This is a genomic window from Enterococcus sp. AMC1623, assembly GCF_058216495.1.
The window spans coordinates 1,447,786-1,466,135 of sequence record NZ_CM177096.1; the positions used below are offsets into that span (position 1 = coordinate 1,447,786).

Consider the following 18,350-nt stretch of genomic DNA (forward strand, 5'->3'; position numbering starts at 1 on the left):
CTTATAACCCCAACTTCCATTCTAAGAAAAGATCATTGTAAATTTCGACTGCATCTCTTCCTAAATATTCATAATGTTCCATTTGTTCCATTGCCTCTAGTTGCGGATAAAAAGCAGCATTATCAGTTAATTCGTTTGGTAATAACGCTTTGGCTTTTTCATTTGGTGTTGCATAACCAACATATTCCGCATTCTGTTTGGCATTTTCTGGACGCAGCATAAAATTAATAAAAGCATACGCACCTTCTAAATTGCTGACAGTTTTAGGAATAGCGAAATTATCCGTCCAAATCGCTCCGCCATCTTCTGGAACAATATATTCTACAGCAGGATTTTCTGACATTACAAACGCTGCATCCCCTGAATAACCAATGCCGATGGGTGCATCATTGTTAATCATTAATGTTTTGATTTCATCAGTCAAAACCGCCTTAACATTTGGTCGCAAGGCTTCTAATTTTTTTACACCATGTTCAATTTTATCTTTTTCTAATTCATTTAGAGATAATCCTTGTGCTTGTAATGCAATTCCTATTGATTCACGAGCACCATCTACCATTAAAATATCATTTTGATACGTTGGCTCCCATAAATCTGCCCATTTCTGAATAGCCTCGGCTTCAATCTCATCTGTATTCACCATAATTCCAATCGTTCCCCAAAAATAAGGCAATGAGTATTGGTTATTTTCATCAAAATTTTGATTCATTAAAAAGCTCGATAAATTTTCTATCCCTTTAATTTTACTGTGATCAATCGGTACTAACAAATCCCCTTCAATCATCTTAGGAATAATCGATTCACTTGGAAATACGACATCATAACGCGTTCCACCTTGTTTGATTTTCGTTTCCATCGCTTCATTTGAATCAAATGTATTGTAAATGACATGATAACCAGATTCTTTTTCAAATGCTTCTAGTAACTCGGGATCAATGTATTCCCCCCAGTTAAAGATAATGACTGTATTTTCACTCGCTTCGCTTACCGTCGCCGTTTCTTTTGCCAACCAAGTTTTACTAACAAATAAAATACTCAAAACGAGTAGGATGCCACCAAAAAATACTACCAATCGTTTCAACTCATCAATTCCTTCTTTCTACAAAAAATAGTTTTTCTTGAGTAGAATAGCTGATATTATGGAAAAATACAATTGGAAAAATTAAAAACCTTTAACAGCTCACGACTGCTAAAGGTTTTAATTAATTGATTCGGCGTTTTTTTGATTGAATACCTGCGAGATATAATAAAATGGAGAGGGCCAATAAAAATAACATCGATTGAATCATTGGCATTAAATTATAAGTAGTTTTCTCCCATAATTTAGGCATATCTTGAATCATATGAGTGGTTGGCAACAATTTAGCAACGCTTTGAATAGGTTTTGGTAATTGATTGGTTTGAATCCCCATCATGCCTGATAAAATCATAATTAAAAAATACGTAGACATCACAATCCCAAATGTTGTACTGAATTTTTTCATTAATAAAGAAATTCCGTACGCTGCTAAAAACAAACTAAAGCTCAACAAGCACACACCACTAACAAAAACCATTAACCCAAAAATGGTTGGCAAAGGAACGCTAAGAAACGGTGTCACTACAGCAATATAAATGGCTACTGAGATACTCGACATTATGGCTTGTGCTAAAAATTTTGCTTGCATTTGTTTTTTCTCTGAGTAACCAAATAACGCCATTCTTACAGTCACTTCTTTTTCAATTTCTTGAGAAAACAGCGCTGCAAAACCAATGTAAATAACTGCTAATGGCGAAATCAACAAGTTGGTCACAAATAATTGTGTACTAAATTGAGGCAGCTGACTTTCAGGGATTTGTTTATTAAAAATCGAATAAAACAGTAACGTCATCACAATCGGAAAGATGATCCCAAATAAAATAGAGAAAAAGTTGCCCAGTGAATTTAACAATTCATATTTTACATATCTTTTCATCGCATTTTCCCTCCAATCGCATTTAGAGTCAATAATTCTATGTCTTGATTACTACGTTTGAAGTTGATGCCTTTTTGGATTAAATGCTGGGCTAATTGCCATTCTTCTTCTTGATTGTCACAAGCAATGGCTACCGTATTTTCTGGTGCAATTAATTGTCGATACTGCGTTAACGCAATCGTTTCATTCTCATCAAAGGTAATCACTGCATGCCCACAATATTTTTGAAAGAGCGCTCGATGAGAATCGTAAGCAACCACTTTTCCTTCATGTAAGATAATTAATTTATTGGTTAATTGTTCCAGCTCTTGGTAATAGTGCGTTACAAATAAAATAGCAGCATTTTTATGTTCATACCATTGTAAGATTTTTTGGATTAAAGCGCGACGTGTTTCAAAATCCAGACCTGTCGTTACTTCATCAAAAAAGGTGATAGGTGCATCTTGCATTAGAACTAAAATTAAGGTAAATCGCTGCTTTTGTCCACCAGATAAATCTTTAAATTTCTTTTTTAAATTCTCTTCAAAAGCAAAAAATGTAACAAGTTCTTGTAGTTTCGTATTTTGTTTATATGATGTATTTAAAATCGCTTCTAAAATTACCTTACAACTAACCGTATCTACATAATGATTAAACTGCATATGCACAGCCATGTCTTCAGGGCGCACTTCTGAAAGAATTTTCCCCTCATATTTAATCAATCCTAAACAAGCTTTAATAAGTGTCGTTTTTCCAGCGCCGTTTGAACCAATAATCCCGACACGATCAGTTGCTTGAATTTCAATTGAACGTTCAATATCTAATGCAACGGTTTTACCGTAAGCCACTTTTAATCGTTCAATGGTTATCATTTTCATCCCTCCAGTTTAAAGTAACCTGTACGCCATCAACTGTATTTTTAATCGTCCACGTCATTTCCAGTAAATGCACAAATTTATCAACTAAATATAATCCTAAACCAGTTCCTGCTTCCTCTTCTTTCGTATCTCGAATAAAGGGTTCGTGAATATGCTGAATAAGTTGCTCGGAAATTTTGGCAGTTTCGCTAATAATCGTCAATTCTTGTGATGTCAAGCGAATCTTAATTCGCTGATTACGTGGCGTGTATTTCACCGCATTTTGAATCAAATTATCAAGCACTGATACAAATAATGCTTCTTCTGTTTCAATAAAAACCGGCATCAGTTCCCACTCAATCGTTAGCTCTCGTTGTTGGGCTTTTTCTTGATACATTTGCCAAATCCCTTGTAATATACCATCAACAGCAATCACTTTAGTTGCTTCTCTTGAATGTTCTTCAAATAAAAACATTAATTGTTGGACAATTTGTTGCATTTTTTGAATTTCTTTTTTTACTTCAGGCAAATAAGTTGCGGTTGCTTGATATTTTCCTACACGATGAATCATGCTTTCAACTAGTAATAACGATGACGCAATAGGTGTTTTTAATTGATGAGAGGCATTAGTAAGTAACAACTGTTGCTTGTGATTAATCGCTGCCAATTCTTGATTTTGACGATGTACTTCTTTTAACTGCTTTTGTAATTCCAGATGCATTTGATTCAACGCTTTTTCTAAGACTTCTAATTCATCCCCTTTATTGGGCTGATGAAATACAGGCGCTTGCTCTTTGTCACGAATTCTGGCTTGCTGAGCGAGTAATTCGATAGGATAAGCTAATTTTCGGCTAAACCATCGCGCAATCAGCAAAGACATCACCAACAAAACAGCAACAATCATTGGCGTACTTTGTAAAACAATGGGAAAGAGTTCATTTAATTTAGGCGTCATCGCCGAAGCAAACGTCACGTAAATATCCTGATTAACTTCTTTAAAAGCGACATAACTTGCATAGCTATTAGCATTTTGTTCGACAGTCCCCGCAAAAATTAAAATATCATCTGCGGTAGTATACACTTCTTGATTTTCTGAATCTTCCAGCATTTCAAAAGGATAGGTTTGGACATTGTTTATTTCAATAAGTTCTTGTTGAATCGGGGTAGATAGGTTTTTGATTAGCTTTTCAACAGGTTCAAAATCTTGTTCATTCCAACTAAGTGTAAATTCTTTTTCAGGATCCTTCACCTGAAACGATGTGCGTAATTTATGATAAAGTTCTTTTATTTCTGGAGCTTTCAACACAACATCCATGGTCGCATTTGTTGTAGATAATTGAATGGTTTCACCGGTATGAGGCAACTTTAGACTCATCAGCAAAAAATTTTCTGATAATTGATAGTCATCGGAAAACAGCTTTCCTTCGATAAAACGACGTTGCACTTCTTCGGTTGTTTGCAAATACCGATCTGTTTTGTAACGAGCATAGAGTCCTGGTAACATCCATAGAAAATAACCAATAATCAAGCTCCCTAATAATAATGTTGTAAATGCCGTATAAATCATTGTCTTTTGAGTAATTGTTAAGCTAATTTTCTTCATAACAATACCCCATTCCAATTACAGTTCGAATCACTTCAACAGGCAATTTTTTGCGCAAATTTTTAATATGCGCATCAATCACACGATCATTCACCATAAAATCATCTGGTGCAATAATTTCTAGCAAATGATTTCTTGTATACACTCTCTTTGGATGTTGGTACATCGCTTCAAAAATTAAAAACTCCGTGACTGTAAGTTGCAACGATTGCTGATTGTAATACACTTGAAAATTTTCTTGACGCACTTCCAAACCATTCGTTAATTCCGGTTTATTCCTGGTTCTACGTAAAACGGCTTCAATTCTTTTCAATAAAACAAGTGGTGAAAATGGTTTGATGATATAGTCATCAGCCAGACGATTAAATGCTTCAAGCTGATTGCTTTCATCCCCTAAAGCCGTCAACATGATGGTTGCACATTGCGGTTGTGTTTGAGTAATAACTTCCAATACTTCTAAACCTGATACAAAAGGAACCATAATATCTAGAATCGCTACATCATACTTTTTTTGTGTTAATGTCACTAGAGCTTCCTGCCCATCAACAGCTAAATCGACTTCATAATCTTGCAACAACAAATATTCACATACAACTTCGCGAATGACACGATCGTCTTCTAAATATAAAATATGAGCCATTCCGTTGCCTCCTCTATCTTTAGTAAACACTATGGATATGAATTTCATATGAATGCAAAAAATCATGCACCCCATTGGTACATGATAGTTATCTTTTTTGGCGCATGGATTGAATATGCTTCAAGCTAGAATCTTGTTTGAAACGCTGATATTCCTCTGATTCCATTGGATAAATCGCCATTTTTTCTTCATGATTAAAATGAACACCCCAGCCATATTGCTTTACTAAGGGAGATGCTCGAAAACAAGGCTGTCCTTTTGAAAAAAATTCTTCTTTGGAAATGCCTTTGTGGAAAGCAGTTGTGGTATACAAGACTTCATCAGACGTGAGTTGATAGGGTTGATTAATCAACAACTCATATTGCTTTCGAGCAATCGTTTTTTGTTTTCTTTCTGGAGGGATACCGGCTGTTGTGATGGGACTATTTTGAGGAATTTCAATAAAGGTATCTCTATAATTTGTGGTATGAACTTTCATCGAAAACATCCTTTCTCACTTTTTTCTACTATAACAAAATTTTGTGCAAACAAAAAGAGCTGAAGAAAACCTTCAACTCTTTTTCTGGATTAAAAGACTGGAACGACTGCTCCTTGGTATGTTTCATTGATATAATCTTTTATTTTGTCTGATTGTAATGCAGCAAGCAATGCTTTGATTGTTTCACTGTCTTCATTACCAGCTTTCACAGCAATAATGTTGGCATATGTTTGTGCTGCTTCAGAATCTTTATCTTCTTTTTGTAAAGCATCCTCTTCAACGTTAAATCCTGCTTCTAATGCATAGTTGGCATTAATAACCGCTACATCCACATCTTGAACAGCACGAGCAATTTGTGAAGCATCTAATTCAACAATTTCCAAATTTTTTGGATTTTCAACAATATCTTTTGATGTTGTTGTAATATCAGCACCTTCTTTTAATTTGATTAAACCAGCTGCTTCAAGTAATAATAAGGCACGAGCGCCATTTGTTGCATCATTAGGGATAGAAACTTTGCCACCTTCTGAAATGTCTTCTAACGAGTTCGCTTTACCTGGATAAATTCCAAGTGGTTCAAAATGAATGCTTCCAGCAGAAACTAAGTCTGTTCCATGTTCTTCATTGAAATTTTCTAAATATGGTGTATGTTGGAAGAAATTAGCATCCAAGTCGCCATCGTTTAAAGCTGTATTTGGTAAAACATAATCATCAAAAATTTGAACATTTAATTCGATTCCTTCTGCTGCTAAATCATCTTTAACTTGTTCTAAAATTTCAGCATGTGGTGTCGAGCTGGCACCTACTGTTAATGGTGTTTTCTCTTCTGTACTCGCTGAAGCACTAGAATCCTCTGTTTGATTGCCGCTGCCATTTGAGCAAGCTGCTAATCCTAAAAATGTTGCACCTAAAATTCCTAATCCGATTACTTTTTTAAAACTTTTCATCTTTTGTCTCCCCTTTAATTTCTTTATTATATTTAAACCGTAAAACGGTGTGTTCCTTTAGATAACAAAAAAGTCCTTTCATCAGTAAAACTGACAAAAGGACGAATAAATCGCGGTACCACCTTCGTTTGGAAGTAACTACTTCCCTCAATCTATCTCCTAAAAAACAAGAAATAGTGTTCAAGATAACGATTGAACCTTCCGAAATCACCTACATATCGATGATTTATCCTCAGAGACCATCTTCATTTTCTACCTCTTAGTTCTTTTCACCAACCAGAACCTCTCTACAAAGACTTCGAAAACTACTCTTCTCTTCAATGGATGTATATGTTATTGAATCATAATTTACAATAGAATCCGATGTTTGTCAATCATTAAATAACTTTTAGGACATTTCTTCAAACAGCACCACTTTATTGCGTTCTTGTTTTGCTTTATATAATGCGCTATCTGCTTGCAGAAACAAGTCCGACATTCCTTTTGTTGAAGTCGATTCTGCCAAACCAAAACTCGCTGTAATCGTTAACTCTGGATGTTCTGGTATCGTAATTTTTTGAATCTGCTTTTGTAATTCCAGACAAATTTCATACGCTTCTTGTAATGTATTCTCTTGAAACAACAAACAAAATTCATCCCCACCAAAACGATACACAACAGGTTCCTGCGAATACTGATTAAGTACCGTCGCAAAAGATTTCAAACATTCATCCCCAATATAATGACCATAATGATCGTTAATTTTTTTAAAATGGTCAATATCAGCAATTGTCAAAACATAACGTGACGGGACAAGCTGTTCATTTAATCGAGTCAAATCAGTATTAAATGCCAATCGATTAAAAATACCAGTTAATTCATCAATATACAGCTGTTGCTCCAGTTCATAACGTTCTAATTCTAAATTGATACTAGCAATATTTTTCTTTTCTAAGTAATACATTCCTATTGTAAAAATTAGCGTAAACATAACTAACAAAGCAAAAATCAACACAATTCCCAACAAACGTAATGGTGACTCAAAAATAGTATTTTGAGAAGGATTCCACGGAATAAGAAATTCTGCACTTAGAAACAAGAAAATGCTTAATATACCCGTTCGCATCGTCAAACGAGGAACTGCATAGATCCCTGTAATAACGATAGGTAGAATGTATAAGGTATAAACGGGAGAAGAAATATTATGAATCGTCGTAATGACAAAACTAATTAACACAAACATAATAGAGACACTATATAACCGTTGCATATGTGAAAGCTTCTGATTCTTCCTCAATATATTTCCCGTTATTAATAAGAGGATATTACTAGTCGTAGGAATGATTAAATATTTCAATACATACATAGTCGTTGTAGCTGTTGACAATTGTTGTTTTAACACAATAATACTTACAATAATTTCAATACAAATTGCTGCTAAAACAAAAGCTACCGCTATTTTATAATGAAAACCTAACCACTCCACATTAATTCGTTCATATTCTTTTTCCAGTTCAACTATTCGGGTAGTCGCAAATTGATTTTTATTTTCTTCGCGTTTCCCCATAGATTATCCCATCCTTTCTCCATTCACAAATTGTGTATGTGCTATCCTTATTTTAAAACATCTATAAATTATAACATAGCGTAAAGGTAAGATTTATAATTAAATTGTTTAAAATAAAAAGCTCCTTAACAAATTAAGACACTAGAATAACGTCTTCTAGTGTCTTAATTGACTAAACTATCGACAAGTTCAGGAAATAACCATTTTTGATAATAGCGGTCGTATAAACTAAAATCTGGGTGTTTGGGGTTATCGCCACCTGGATCCCACCAAATGTAGGGAACATCTAATGTCCGACTTTTCTCTACGAAATATTGCGTCCAGGCCAGTCTATCATCTAAATTATTTTTATGACTCGCTCCAAACTCTGTTATTACAACAGGGATACCTTTATTAATAAATAGTTGGTTAATATCTGAAAAAAATGTATCGATTAATTTCGTATCTTTAGAATTTTCAGGGTCAAACGTTGTTCCTTTTTGATCTGTCTGCGTAAAATAGTCCGGTATATAAGAATGAATTGAAACCATTAAATGTTTTCCTGAAGGCAACTCAAATGCATTCAAAGCTGCTGTTTCGAAACGTGCGGCATAGGTAGGTAATAATAAATAACGTTCCCTATTGTAGCCCTCCAATTGGCGAATAGTTTCCACAAAGACTTCATTTAATTGATTAACAATTTTTTGCGACTCATAAGGACCAGTTGCCCACTCATCTCCTGTTCCAATTAAACGAGGTTCATTCATGCTCTCAAATAAAAGATGCGTGTCATATTCTGCAAAATGATTGCCAAGTTGCGTCCATAATAGTTTCACTTTTTTGATTGCTGATGTTAAATGCGCTTCATCGGGTGTGTACCAGTCATCATGGTGTGCGTTTAAAATCACATAAAATCCTTCATCTAAACTCATATCAATAATTTCAGTGACCCGATTTAACCACTCTTGATCAATCATAAAATTATCATCGACATGCTCTTGCCAAGTCACAGGAATACGAATTGTTTGAAAGCCTGCTTTGCGAATATCTTGAATTATTTCAGGATTTGTTGGAGGGTTTTTCCAATACGTCTCGTAATCAGTTGGACTATCTGTTTGAAAATTCAGGTTGTGTGTATCTAAACTATTCCCTAAATTCCAACCTGCTTGCAATTTTTCTGAGAAACGTATTTCTTCACTCTTTAACTGCAAATTACACCCTCCTAGAATTAACAAGCCTAGATACAAGAGAAAATAGATTTGTTTATTTAGTATGAGTATCTTCATCTGCGCCACCTAATATATCATTAACTAATAAACTAGTATTATTGACTTGTTGTTTCTCATCAACTTGTTTACTTATATGCGCTTTTTGAGCCCATTGTGTAACTAATTGGAGTTTCTTTGAATCACTTGTTAGTTCATCAATATTTACAATTTGGTATAATTTATTTTTATTATTTAACTGTTTAATGTATTTACATTTAAAGTTCACGCCATCAGATACGACACATTCAATTTCATCATCTACATTTACAGTGTCTGTCACAAGATATTCGAAATTAAAATTAATAATGGTAACAAATCCCCCTGAAACTAGAGGAAGTTGTTCATTCATATCAATACGAGCAGATTTACGACTAAAATAAACAACTGGTTGCATGCGACGCACAATATTTAAGCGTAAATCATCAAACGTACTATGCGATGATTGTAAATTTTTTGGTAGGGTATGCACTCTATCATAAAGTATTTGCATATAATCGGCTTTACTATCTAGATAATCAACAATTTGAAAAGCATATTTCCATCCGCCTCTAAATTCATCGATATGAACAATTTTCCCTTCTACTTCAGCCTGATAACAATCGGTTGTGATAGTTAACTTTATCAATTTTTTATGATCCATAAAGATAGGCTTTTCCATAAATAATGAAACACCACCTTCTGAAATATCCAATGTACGACAGTGAATTTCTTCCTCATGAATTGGTTTTAAAACGACTGCTTCTGAAATAGCCACACGTTCACTTTTACGATGAAATTTTCTACCTAAAACAAAAAAGCTTGCCATAACTAAGTTAAATATATTGATTAAGAGCCAAAATAAAACCACGATTGGACCAATAGAACCACTTCTTAAAATCATAAAGATAATATTCGCAATTCCAATCACAGATAAAATAATAAACAATAAAAAGGGGAGTACATACAATAAGTTATTCTGCTGTTCTGTATTCACACCATCTTTTCTTGTTACTTTAAATTTTTTCAACGAAATACCTAAAAATTCCTCTATAACGGGGAATAACAAAAATGGAAACATCGCTGTCTCATAAATATTTGTCCACTTCGTTGTTCTAATATTGCGACTCATCATTCGTAACGTAACTGTGCTTGAGATATACATAGGTAACCAGAAAATTAAAATATGCAATAAATCAGTTTTAATAACCATATAACCAAATGTTGCAAACATAATAGGAGACATAATATAAATTAATCGTTTTATTGGCGCATACCAATACCAAATTGACGCCCAATAGTTTGCTTTTTGAGATAAAGAGAAATTTTTTGTCAAAAAAATATGCATTTTGCGTCCTGTTTGAATACATCCACGTGCCCAACGAATCCGTTGCTGAATCAAACTTGGAAAATCGGTTGGTGATAACCCACTGGCTAACTCTTCATTCATAGCATAACAACGATAATTTTTCTTTTGGAGTAACATTCCTGTAGCAAAATCTTCCGTAATAGCTTTTTCATAAAAACCGCCAATATCATTCAAAGCTTCACGACTGAGTAAAGTATTCGAACCGCCATAGATAACACTGTTTGATCTATTACGTGATACTTGTACATCTTTATAGAAATAATCTTGTTCATTTGGAATACGATTTTCAGAAAACAAGAAGTATTGGAATAGATCTGGGTTATAAAATGTTTGTGGCGATTGAACAAACCCCATTTTGATTTGATCCTTTTCTTCTTTTCCTTCATTTTTAATCCAGGCATCTACAAAATAGGGAACTAAGCGCATTAATAATATTCGGCGTGGAATCATATCTGCATCCATTGTTAAAATTAACGGGGAGTTACTTTTACTCATCGCATGGTTCAAGTTTCCAGCCTTTGCACCTTTATTGTCAGAACGATCTAAGTACTGAATCCCCATAGATTCAGCTAACTTTTTGGCTTCAGGTCGATGACCATCATCACATAAATAAATGTGAATTTTTGTTCTATCAGGATATTCTAAGTGTTTACAACCATTAATCGTTTTATAAAGTAAATCCATTGGTTCTGTATACGTAGCAATAAAAATATCTACATCTGGAAACAATTCTAACGGCACATCTGGAACTTGTGGGCTTTCTATCTTATACATATTGTAGTAATGAACCATCGATTCCAATGCTCCTAAAAATTCTACAATAACTAAAGACACGCCAATGATAATAGATACCACCCCAAACTCCAAAGGTAACGTGTAGCGAATCCGCCAATACAAATAAATGATATTTAAGATAACAGTGAGTAATACCCATAATTGATTACGATAAATTTTAATCTTTGACTCTTTAGGGTAAATCGAAGAATACAATTTACTTGTTTCTTTAGGTATAGACTTCATATTCTCATTTCCTTTCAATTTCCTCTCCATTGCTTTGGAAATGCAACGTTTGTTTGTTTGTAAAATAAATAGTTGATGCTAACTCTTTTAGTGCATTTTGTACTTCTAAGTCATTGCTAGAGGCTGTAGTTACAGCTATTTTTGGTTTAATTTGCTCTATAAAAGATTCTGATGATAAATTAGCACGCCCATGATGTGCAACTAGATATAAATCTATGGTAGGCCAATTAACTTGCATCAACTCTTGCAATCTTTTTGATTCACTATCACCGACAAATAGCATATTTGTTTGTTGATATGTAACTAAAGTAGCAAGCGAGTAATTATTATCTTTTTTGTAATGTCTCTCTAAAGGCGGGTATACTGTCAATTTTATAGATCCTAAAGCAAAATTACGTGTCCTCGAAGGATAGGTTACAGACACTTCCAAAGCTGTCAGTTCGTTAGTTATTTTTTCCAAGTTTTCGTGCTCTTTACCATAATAAGGCATAATTACATGAACAACAGAAAAATCTTGTAAGATATTTAACACACCACCAACATGATCTTTATCTGGATGCGTTAAAATTAAGTAATCAATCGTTTTGATTTGTTCGTCTTTTAATAATTTTTTTAACGCTTGGTAGTCTTGTTGTTCTCCTGTATCAATTAAAATCGTATTTGCTCCTTGTGTCAGCAAAGTAGCATTTGCATCATTAACTGTGGAAAGAAAATAGACATCTAGTGGTCGTTCATTGTCTTTCGCTGTATTATAATGGCGAACTAGAAAAAAAGCTCCTGCCAACACAGCAATAAAAATTATAAAACGAAAGATGATAAAACTTCTTTCTAAAAAATCATTTTTAATTACTCTCACCTCCATTTACTTGTAAAAATTATAAAAGGAATCTTGGATAGATGTACTTTGTGTTGCTACTACTACCGCATCAAACTCTTCATTTTCTATTAATTTCTCAATTGTTTTGGATGTTTCATTTTCAGTCACTATAACTTCAACTTCTTTATTCATTAAAGCTAAATATTTAGCAATGGATAAAAAATAATTATCTGTTAATAAGACTATTTTTCCACCCGTCTCTATTTGATTGTTTATTAGCTTTAAATGCCTTAATTCAGATCCAAAATAGATAGTTGAAGCATTGAAATATGTGGTATCTTTTCTTGCGTATTCTACAGGATTAATAACAGTTTGATAGTAATCTCCTTGACGAGTTACATTTTTTGATACATCTTTATAGGTCAGATTAACAGGAAAGTTGGGTACAAATAATTCTAAATCATCCACAGTTGTAAAAAAAATTCCAGTAGAACGTAATTGATCACCTACCATTTTTTTAGAATAAACATCCTTGCGATAGTTAGAGGATAAAGCATATTTTTTATCATAATTAAATATTGAGTTCTTCTTTTGTAGTTCATCCATAATTTGAATCGTTGCTTGAAAAGCAGCAACATCTGTCCAAATACTATGTGTTTTATAATAATATTCCTGATAGGTGTCTCGTTCTTCAGGAACTGTTTTACGTAAATCAAGTGTATTGATTTGTCTATAAGATAATTCTAAAAATAATTCATCTAAATTTTGTAAAGCAACATCATTTGTAGGATAACCAGGTCTTATTTTACTTACTCCATGTATATACTTTCCGGAGCTTCCTACATAAAGAAAAGTAGTGTCATTCAAAGTTTTCGTCATCTTTTCTAATTGTTTTGCATATTTTTTTATATTAGGATTACTTTCTGCAAAGTAATTTGCTTGTTGAAGATAGCCGTCTTCTGTTTTCGTTATATAAAAATCACGTGCTTCCGCTTTTCCTTGAGCTCGTAACAATAAAGAATACACATCACGTAATTGCCTTTTGTAAGGCAGTTGATCAATCAAAATTTTTTCAATCTCCTGTTGTGAAGTAGTTGAAAGTATTTGTGGTGTCTCTCTTAGCTTATCAAAGGATGCTTGTATCTCTATTATTCCTACTATTGATGTAAAGCTGGAGAAGATAATGATTAGCAAGAGATTTAACATATTTTGTTTCTTCATGATAACTGATTATCTCCTCTCTTTAAGCAAATACTTGATTAACTTGAAATCCTAGCAACATGAACAATAAGCACAGAATATAAAGTAATAGAATGCCTATCGTATTGCCTAATTTTAGCAATCCTACTGATGTAATCTTTATTTTTTCTTTAACCAGAGGATGAATAAACATGATGTAACAAGATAGAATAATAGGTATCCATAATTCTCTAATAAATGCCATAACTCGAGCATCGTAAAACCCATTATTATTTAAACCAAATAAATCACTAAAAAATTGACCAGTGTGGTAGAGTGATTGACTTCTCAAAAAAATAAAACCCAAAAATACTGTCAACGTTGTATAAACTCTTCGTAAAATGATATAAGAGTTATTCTCAGAAAAATAAAAGAAATACTCTACTATTAAAATAGCAAAGTTAAACGCTCCCCATAAAATAAATTGCCAACCAAAACCATACCATAAACCAATTAATAACCAAATAACAAATAAATTAATGATAACTTGATCACGATTTTTCTTCAGATTAACTAAACTGAAAAAATATTTTCTAAACCAACGAATTAAGGTGATATTCCAACGTTTCCAAAAATCTGTTAAAGAAGTCGCAATAAATGGATTATCAAAGTTTTCTGGTAAAGAAAAACCAAACATTTTCGCCAGTCCGATAGCCATATCCGCGTATCCAGATAAAAGGAAGTAATAATAGATGCCATTTACAAACAATGCTAACCACGCCATTGTGACTGAGGATTGTATGACGGTATTATCAAGAGAGGATTGCACAAACGCATAGTTTAAAAAATAGGCAAATTGATCGGCTATCAATACTTTTTTTGACAAACCAATAACAAATCGACGAATCCCTTCTACAAATATGCTTATCTCATAGTTGCGCATTAGAAATTGATTTTTCATTATTGAAAAATCAATTAATGGCCCATAGGCTATTTTGGGAAAAAATGCTATATACAGCGCAATCATAAAAATATTCTTTTCCGCCGTTGTCTCCTTAAGAAACACTTCCATGCAATAACCTATCCCTTGTAAAACTACCCATGAAATGCCTAAAGGTAACATCCAATGATTAAATAATTGATTCGTAATTTCTGACCATTGATTAAGAACACGACAACTTACAAGAATGAACAGATTACCGCCTATTCCGATATACAACGCACTTCTTACATATTTATTTCTCTTCATTTGTCTTTCTAAAAAAAGGCCTCCTAGCCAATTCCAAATAATACAACTAACTAAAATAACACTAGCAAAAAAATTGGTTGTTCCTACATAATAAAATAATAAACTAGCTAAAAGTAGCAATCCATTTTGAATTTTCAAAAAGCGAGCTACGCTATAATATATTACTAATGTTAACGGTAAAAAGAGAGTGATAAAAGAAATCGTTTCAAATCGCATGCTTCAGTCCTCCTATTTCCTTGATGCTTTAAATGCTGGTAAAGCAAAACCAAGGACAGCAACTAATAATAGTAATGGCATATAATACGTTATTCCTGTATCCATTTTTGTATCTTTTTCTAATATATTTAAATACGGTCCTATAGAGGTCGCATGTTTTAAAATAGCTGTTTTTAAACGATACATTTCCACACGATATTCTATGGCATTTCGTACGAATTCATCGTTCTCACCAAAATTGTCTAAACTCAATTTATTTTCAGTCGTATATATATGCCCCCAACGTGTCCATTCTCTATCAATAGCATCACCTAAATGGGCTGTAATCATATCCACAGTATTCAAAACATTTTCATCTGAAAAAGCGCCTCTTCGTAATTCAGCATAACGTTTTTGTAGAAGCTTAATAAAATGCTTATCCTTAATTAAGCGATCAAACCATGGACTTACTTGAAATGAAGTCACTTTGTACTCTAATGGTTCATGAAGATAATTATCCATCGTGCCATCAAAATCCCAAACCGGACCCATTTTTAGTTTTTGACCTTTATCTTTGTACATATAGGTCGAATTTAATCCAGAATCATAACTTGCAAAGAACTCATTAACTAAGAAATAATCAACAAAAGAAGCGACATCAATATAACGTGAATAAGTGGCAAAAATATCTGGATCATTTGAATAAATAACCTGCTCAATTTTACTTAAATCTTCTGTTACAAAATCAATTTCTTTTTGCGTCACATTTTTCTTACTTGGATAAATCAGACCTAAATAATTAGCACTTAATTTTTTTCTAGTTGCCCATGTATCCAAAATAACTTCATCTTCAGCAATACGATCTCTTCTAGCAATATAGGAAGGAAATGAATCAGCATTTTTAGCCGGTTCAATAGCTACTCTATCGTTTCCCTGACGCACATTTTCCATTAACAGATGTACTCCTTCATAGTAATAGCGCCCATGTTCATGATAAATTACTTCTGTATAAACAGATTCCGGTGTATAAGGCATAATTTTATCCGTCAGACGTAGTGCTAAATAATTACGCATCATACTTTTATCCATTAACGATCCATTGAGTATCCATTCTTGATCTGAACCCATTCCAAAAAAATCTAGATAACGTTCTTGACCTGATTCAGTTACTAATTTGATTAGATATTGCGCTTTTTCATAAAGCATCGAGCTATTTCCTCGACGTTTTATTTGAATTAAACTCTCTACTTCAGCTCTATCTGTAATATGATTTTCTTTTCCTGTATCAATAATTTTAAATGTTCCTGATCGATAAGGCGTTACTTCAGGAATAGGTACAAAGACACCATCTTTTTCTTGCTTCATGCTGATTGGTGGTTTTTCATTTCCTGTATCAATGACAATAATAGGAAGATTAGTTGAAAAACTTTCGTCTACTTCCCACTGCTTATTAATTCCTTGCAGCGGATTCTTTTTTAAAGGCGCTTCTTCCAATGGTTGTTCATATATACTGTTCATTTTTTTAGATTGAGGTATTTGAGTGAGTAATGAAACAAAAATAACTATTACAAGTAATACTACAATAGTAATCATTGTTTTTTTACGATTATATTTCATCTCTTCACAACCTATCGACTCATTTCATCATTTTGGCTAACAATACTTACAGTCTTAATACCAGTAATATTACTTAAATATGCAGATGTAGAAGATACTTTCTTATCCGCATTTTGTAATTGCTTTTCTGATAATTCATAAATATATTCCAATGAACCATTACTGATATTTTTCACACGATAACGAACTTTTCCTAAAAATAATTGCTCCATTTCCTGTTCAACTAAATTTTCAGAACTACTATCACCACGTAAAATTAATAAATAACGTTCATTGCTTTTAACTGCTCCAAATAAAATTAAAAATAAAAAAATCACTCCTGAACCAATCGACACAATGACATATTCTTGTACACCACAACAAATTCCTGCAGCAATTGCCCAGAAAATATATGCAGTGTCTCGAGAATCCTTAATTGCTGTTCTAAAACGAACAATCGATAACGCTCCGACCATACCTAAAGATAGCGCAATATTATTTCCAATTACATTCATGACTAAAGTTGTAATCAGTGTCAACATAACTAAAGACACATTAAATTTCGTACTATACATTCCACCTGCATGTGAAATTCGGTAAGATAAATAAATAACTACTCCTAAAATTCCTGCAATAAAAAAATTCAATACAATATCCTGAATAGTCAATGCTCCTTGATTTGATTTTAATAATTCTAACAAAACGTCTCTCATAATTGTTCTCCTCTACATTAATTTATTCAGTTGTGTGACTAATAAAACGCGACATTACATACTTACTATATGATTGTGAAGATTTATCAATACTATCCAATAGTTCACGTATATGTGACAATAAAAAATGATTATATTTTATTTCTAGTGTCACATCATCTGGAAAACCTACAGGATAAAAAGTATCCGATTCGCCAAATAAATCAAAACTACTTTCACTAGCTACTAATTTTTGATCAAAAGTCACTCGTGTATCGTTTACATCCATCATAAAAGCATAACGATTATATTGAACAATTACTTGAGGCCTATATAGTTCAGTTGTCATCTTATAATATAGATTTTGTGCCAGTGAATGATTAATTTCTTGTAGAACCGTATAATCACACGCAATTAATCGAATCGCTTCTTTTTTTGCAATTGTTAAAGAACGCTTTTGTTGCCAGTCGCCATTTTTTTCTTTTATTTCTAGTTTTACCAATTGATCTTGCGGAGAGTAAACACGTAGACGTATTTTTTGTCGTTCTTCAATTCCTTCTAATTTTTCTTCTAAGTCATCGTGATATAAACTATCAAAATAAAGAGATCGTACAAGATAGCCATCTACGCCATTGTGACTATCTTGGGGTAATATTTGCGATAAATATTGTTGTGTAAGTAATGCAGTTTCTAAGGAAATACGATATTTTATTTCACGCCTCGTAACATCTAACATTTGTTTCATAAAATTTCTCCTTTATTTCAAAAACATACTATTTGTCGATTTTTTAACTAGAATTTAAACTTCATAAAAATTACATTTACAAAAATTTTATGTCCTTATTAATTATACGATATAAATAGATGGATGACGCTATTTTTATTTTCTTATTTATCCTAAAACCATCTGAATCTGTCTATGTCTTTTTGCTAATCTTGTCTGATAAAATTACCATCGCAATTTGTTTATCGAGATACTAGGTGTTAATTCATATTAAGTCAATA

16 protein-coding genes and 1 other annotated feature are annotated in these 18,350 nt (G+C 32.9%); all 16 genes read right to left on the minus strand.

Annotated features, from left to right (window positions below; all coding sequences use genetic code 11):
* Window position 1: 1 nt before the first annotated feature.
* The 16 genes from AC4BC7_RS07150 to AC4BC7_RS07225 all read right to left on the minus strand — a co-directional run bounded on the left by AC4BC7_RS07150 (window position 2) and on the right by AC4BC7_RS07225 (window position 18,090).
* Window positions 2-1,081 (minus strand): ABC transporter substrate-binding protein, encoded by a 1,080-nt coding sequence (locus AC4BC7_RS07150; protein ID WP_490504246.1) that lies wholly within the window; start codon window positions 1,079-1,081, stop codon window positions 2-4.
* Window positions 1,082-1,202: 121 nt separating this feature from the next.
* The gene (locus tag AC4BC7_RS07155; protein ID WP_207941209.1) at window positions 1,203-1,955 is read right to left on the minus strand and encodes an ABC transporter permease; all 753 of its coding nucleotides are present in this window, start codon (window positions 1,953-1,955) and stop codon (window positions 1,203-1,205) included.
* A complete protein-coding gene (locus AC4BC7_RS07160; RefSeq protein WP_207941210.1) occupies window positions 1,952-2,806 on the minus strand; it encodes an ATP-binding cassette domain-containing protein in 855 nt (284 codons plus the stop codon). Before AC4BC7_RS07160 ends, AC4BC7_RS07155 begins: the two co-directional genes overlap by 4 nt.
* The gene (locus tag AC4BC7_RS07165; protein ID WP_207941211.1) at window positions 2,793-4,394 is read right to left on the minus strand and encodes a HAMP domain-containing sensor histidine kinase; all 1,602 of its coding nucleotides are present in this window, start codon (window positions 4,392-4,394) and stop codon (window positions 2,793-2,795) included. The genes AC4BC7_RS07160 and AC4BC7_RS07165 overlap by 14 nt, the downstream gene beginning before the upstream one ends.
* Window positions 4,381-5,034, minus strand: coding sequence for a response regulator transcription factor (locus AC4BC7_RS07170; RefSeq protein WP_207941213.1), 654 nt, complete (start codon window positions 5,032-5,034; stop codon window positions 4,381-4,383). The genes AC4BC7_RS07165 and AC4BC7_RS07170 overlap by 14 nt, the downstream gene beginning before the upstream one ends.
* Before the next feature lie 88 nt (window positions 5,035-5,122).
* The gene (locus AC4BC7_RS07175; protein WP_207941215.1) at window positions 5,123-5,512 is read right to left on the minus strand and encodes a DUF6157 family protein; all 390 of its coding nucleotides are present in this window, start codon (window positions 5,510-5,512) and stop codon (window positions 5,123-5,125) included.
* 89 nt (window positions 5,513-5,601) lie between these two features.
* Window positions 5,602-6,459 (minus strand): MetQ/NlpA family ABC transporter substrate-binding protein, encoded by an 858-nt coding sequence (locus tag AC4BC7_RS07180; RefSeq protein WP_490504248.1) that lies wholly within the window; start codon window positions 6,457-6,459, stop codon window positions 5,602-5,604.
* Window positions 6,460-6,553: 94 nt separating this feature from the next.
* Window positions 6,554-6,789: a binding site (T-box leader), on the minus strand.
* A gap of 58 nt (window positions 6,790-6,847) precedes the next feature.
* Window positions 6,848-8,005: a GGDEF domain-containing protein gene (locus AC4BC7_RS07185; RefSeq protein WP_490504249.1), complete on the minus strand. Its 1,158-nt coding sequence runs from the start codon at window positions 8,003-8,005 to the stop codon at window positions 6,848-6,850.
* Between the two features lie 164 nt (window positions 8,006-8,169).
* Entirely contained in the window at window positions 8,170-9,195 is a 1,026-nt protein-coding gene (locus tag AC4BC7_RS07190; RefSeq protein WP_490504250.1) for a glycoside hydrolase family 5 protein, read from the minus strand.
* A 52-nt stretch (window positions 9,196-9,247) separates the two neighbouring features.
* Window positions 9,248-11,617, minus strand: coding sequence for a glycosyltransferase family 2 protein (locus AC4BC7_RS07195; protein ID WP_490504252.1), 2,370 nt, complete (start codon window positions 11,615-11,617; stop codon window positions 9,248-9,250).
* 4 nt (window positions 11,618-11,621) lie between these two features.
* Entirely contained in the window at window positions 11,622-12,473 is an 852-nt protein-coding gene (locus AC4BC7_RS07200) for a ComEC/Rec2 family competence protein (protein ID WP_490504254.1), read from the minus strand.
* A gap of 6 nt (window positions 12,474-12,479) precedes the next feature.
* Window positions 12,480-13,655: an alginate O-acetyltransferase AlgX-related protein gene (locus AC4BC7_RS07205; protein ID WP_207941224.1), complete on the minus strand. Its 1,176-nt coding sequence runs from the start codon at window positions 13,653-13,655 to the stop codon at window positions 12,480-12,482.
* Between the two features lie 22 nt (window positions 13,656-13,677).
* Complete coding sequence (locus AC4BC7_RS07210) at window positions 13,678-15,078, minus strand: MBOAT family O-acyltransferase (protein WP_207941225.1); 1,401 nt, start codon at window positions 15,076-15,078, stop codon at window positions 13,678-13,680.
* 12 nt (window positions 15,079-15,090) lie between these two features.
* On the minus strand, window positions 15,091-16,674 hold the full coding sequence (locus tag AC4BC7_RS07215) for a CotH kinase family protein (RefSeq protein ID WP_207941226.1): 1,584 nt from the start codon (window positions 16,672-16,674) through the stop codon (window positions 15,091-15,093).
* Window positions 16,675-16,685: 11 nt separating this feature from the next.
* A complete protein-coding gene (locus tag AC4BC7_RS07220; protein ID WP_207941227.1) occupies window positions 16,686-17,366 on the minus strand; it encodes a DUF4956 domain-containing protein in 681 nt (226 codons plus the stop codon).
* Between the two features lie 22 nt (window positions 17,367-17,388).
* Window positions 17,389-18,090 (minus strand): polyphosphate polymerase domain-containing protein, encoded by a 702-nt coding sequence (locus AC4BC7_RS07225; protein WP_207941228.1) that lies wholly within the window; start codon window positions 18,088-18,090, stop codon window positions 17,389-17,391.
* Window positions 18,091-18,350 lie beyond the last annotated feature (260 nt).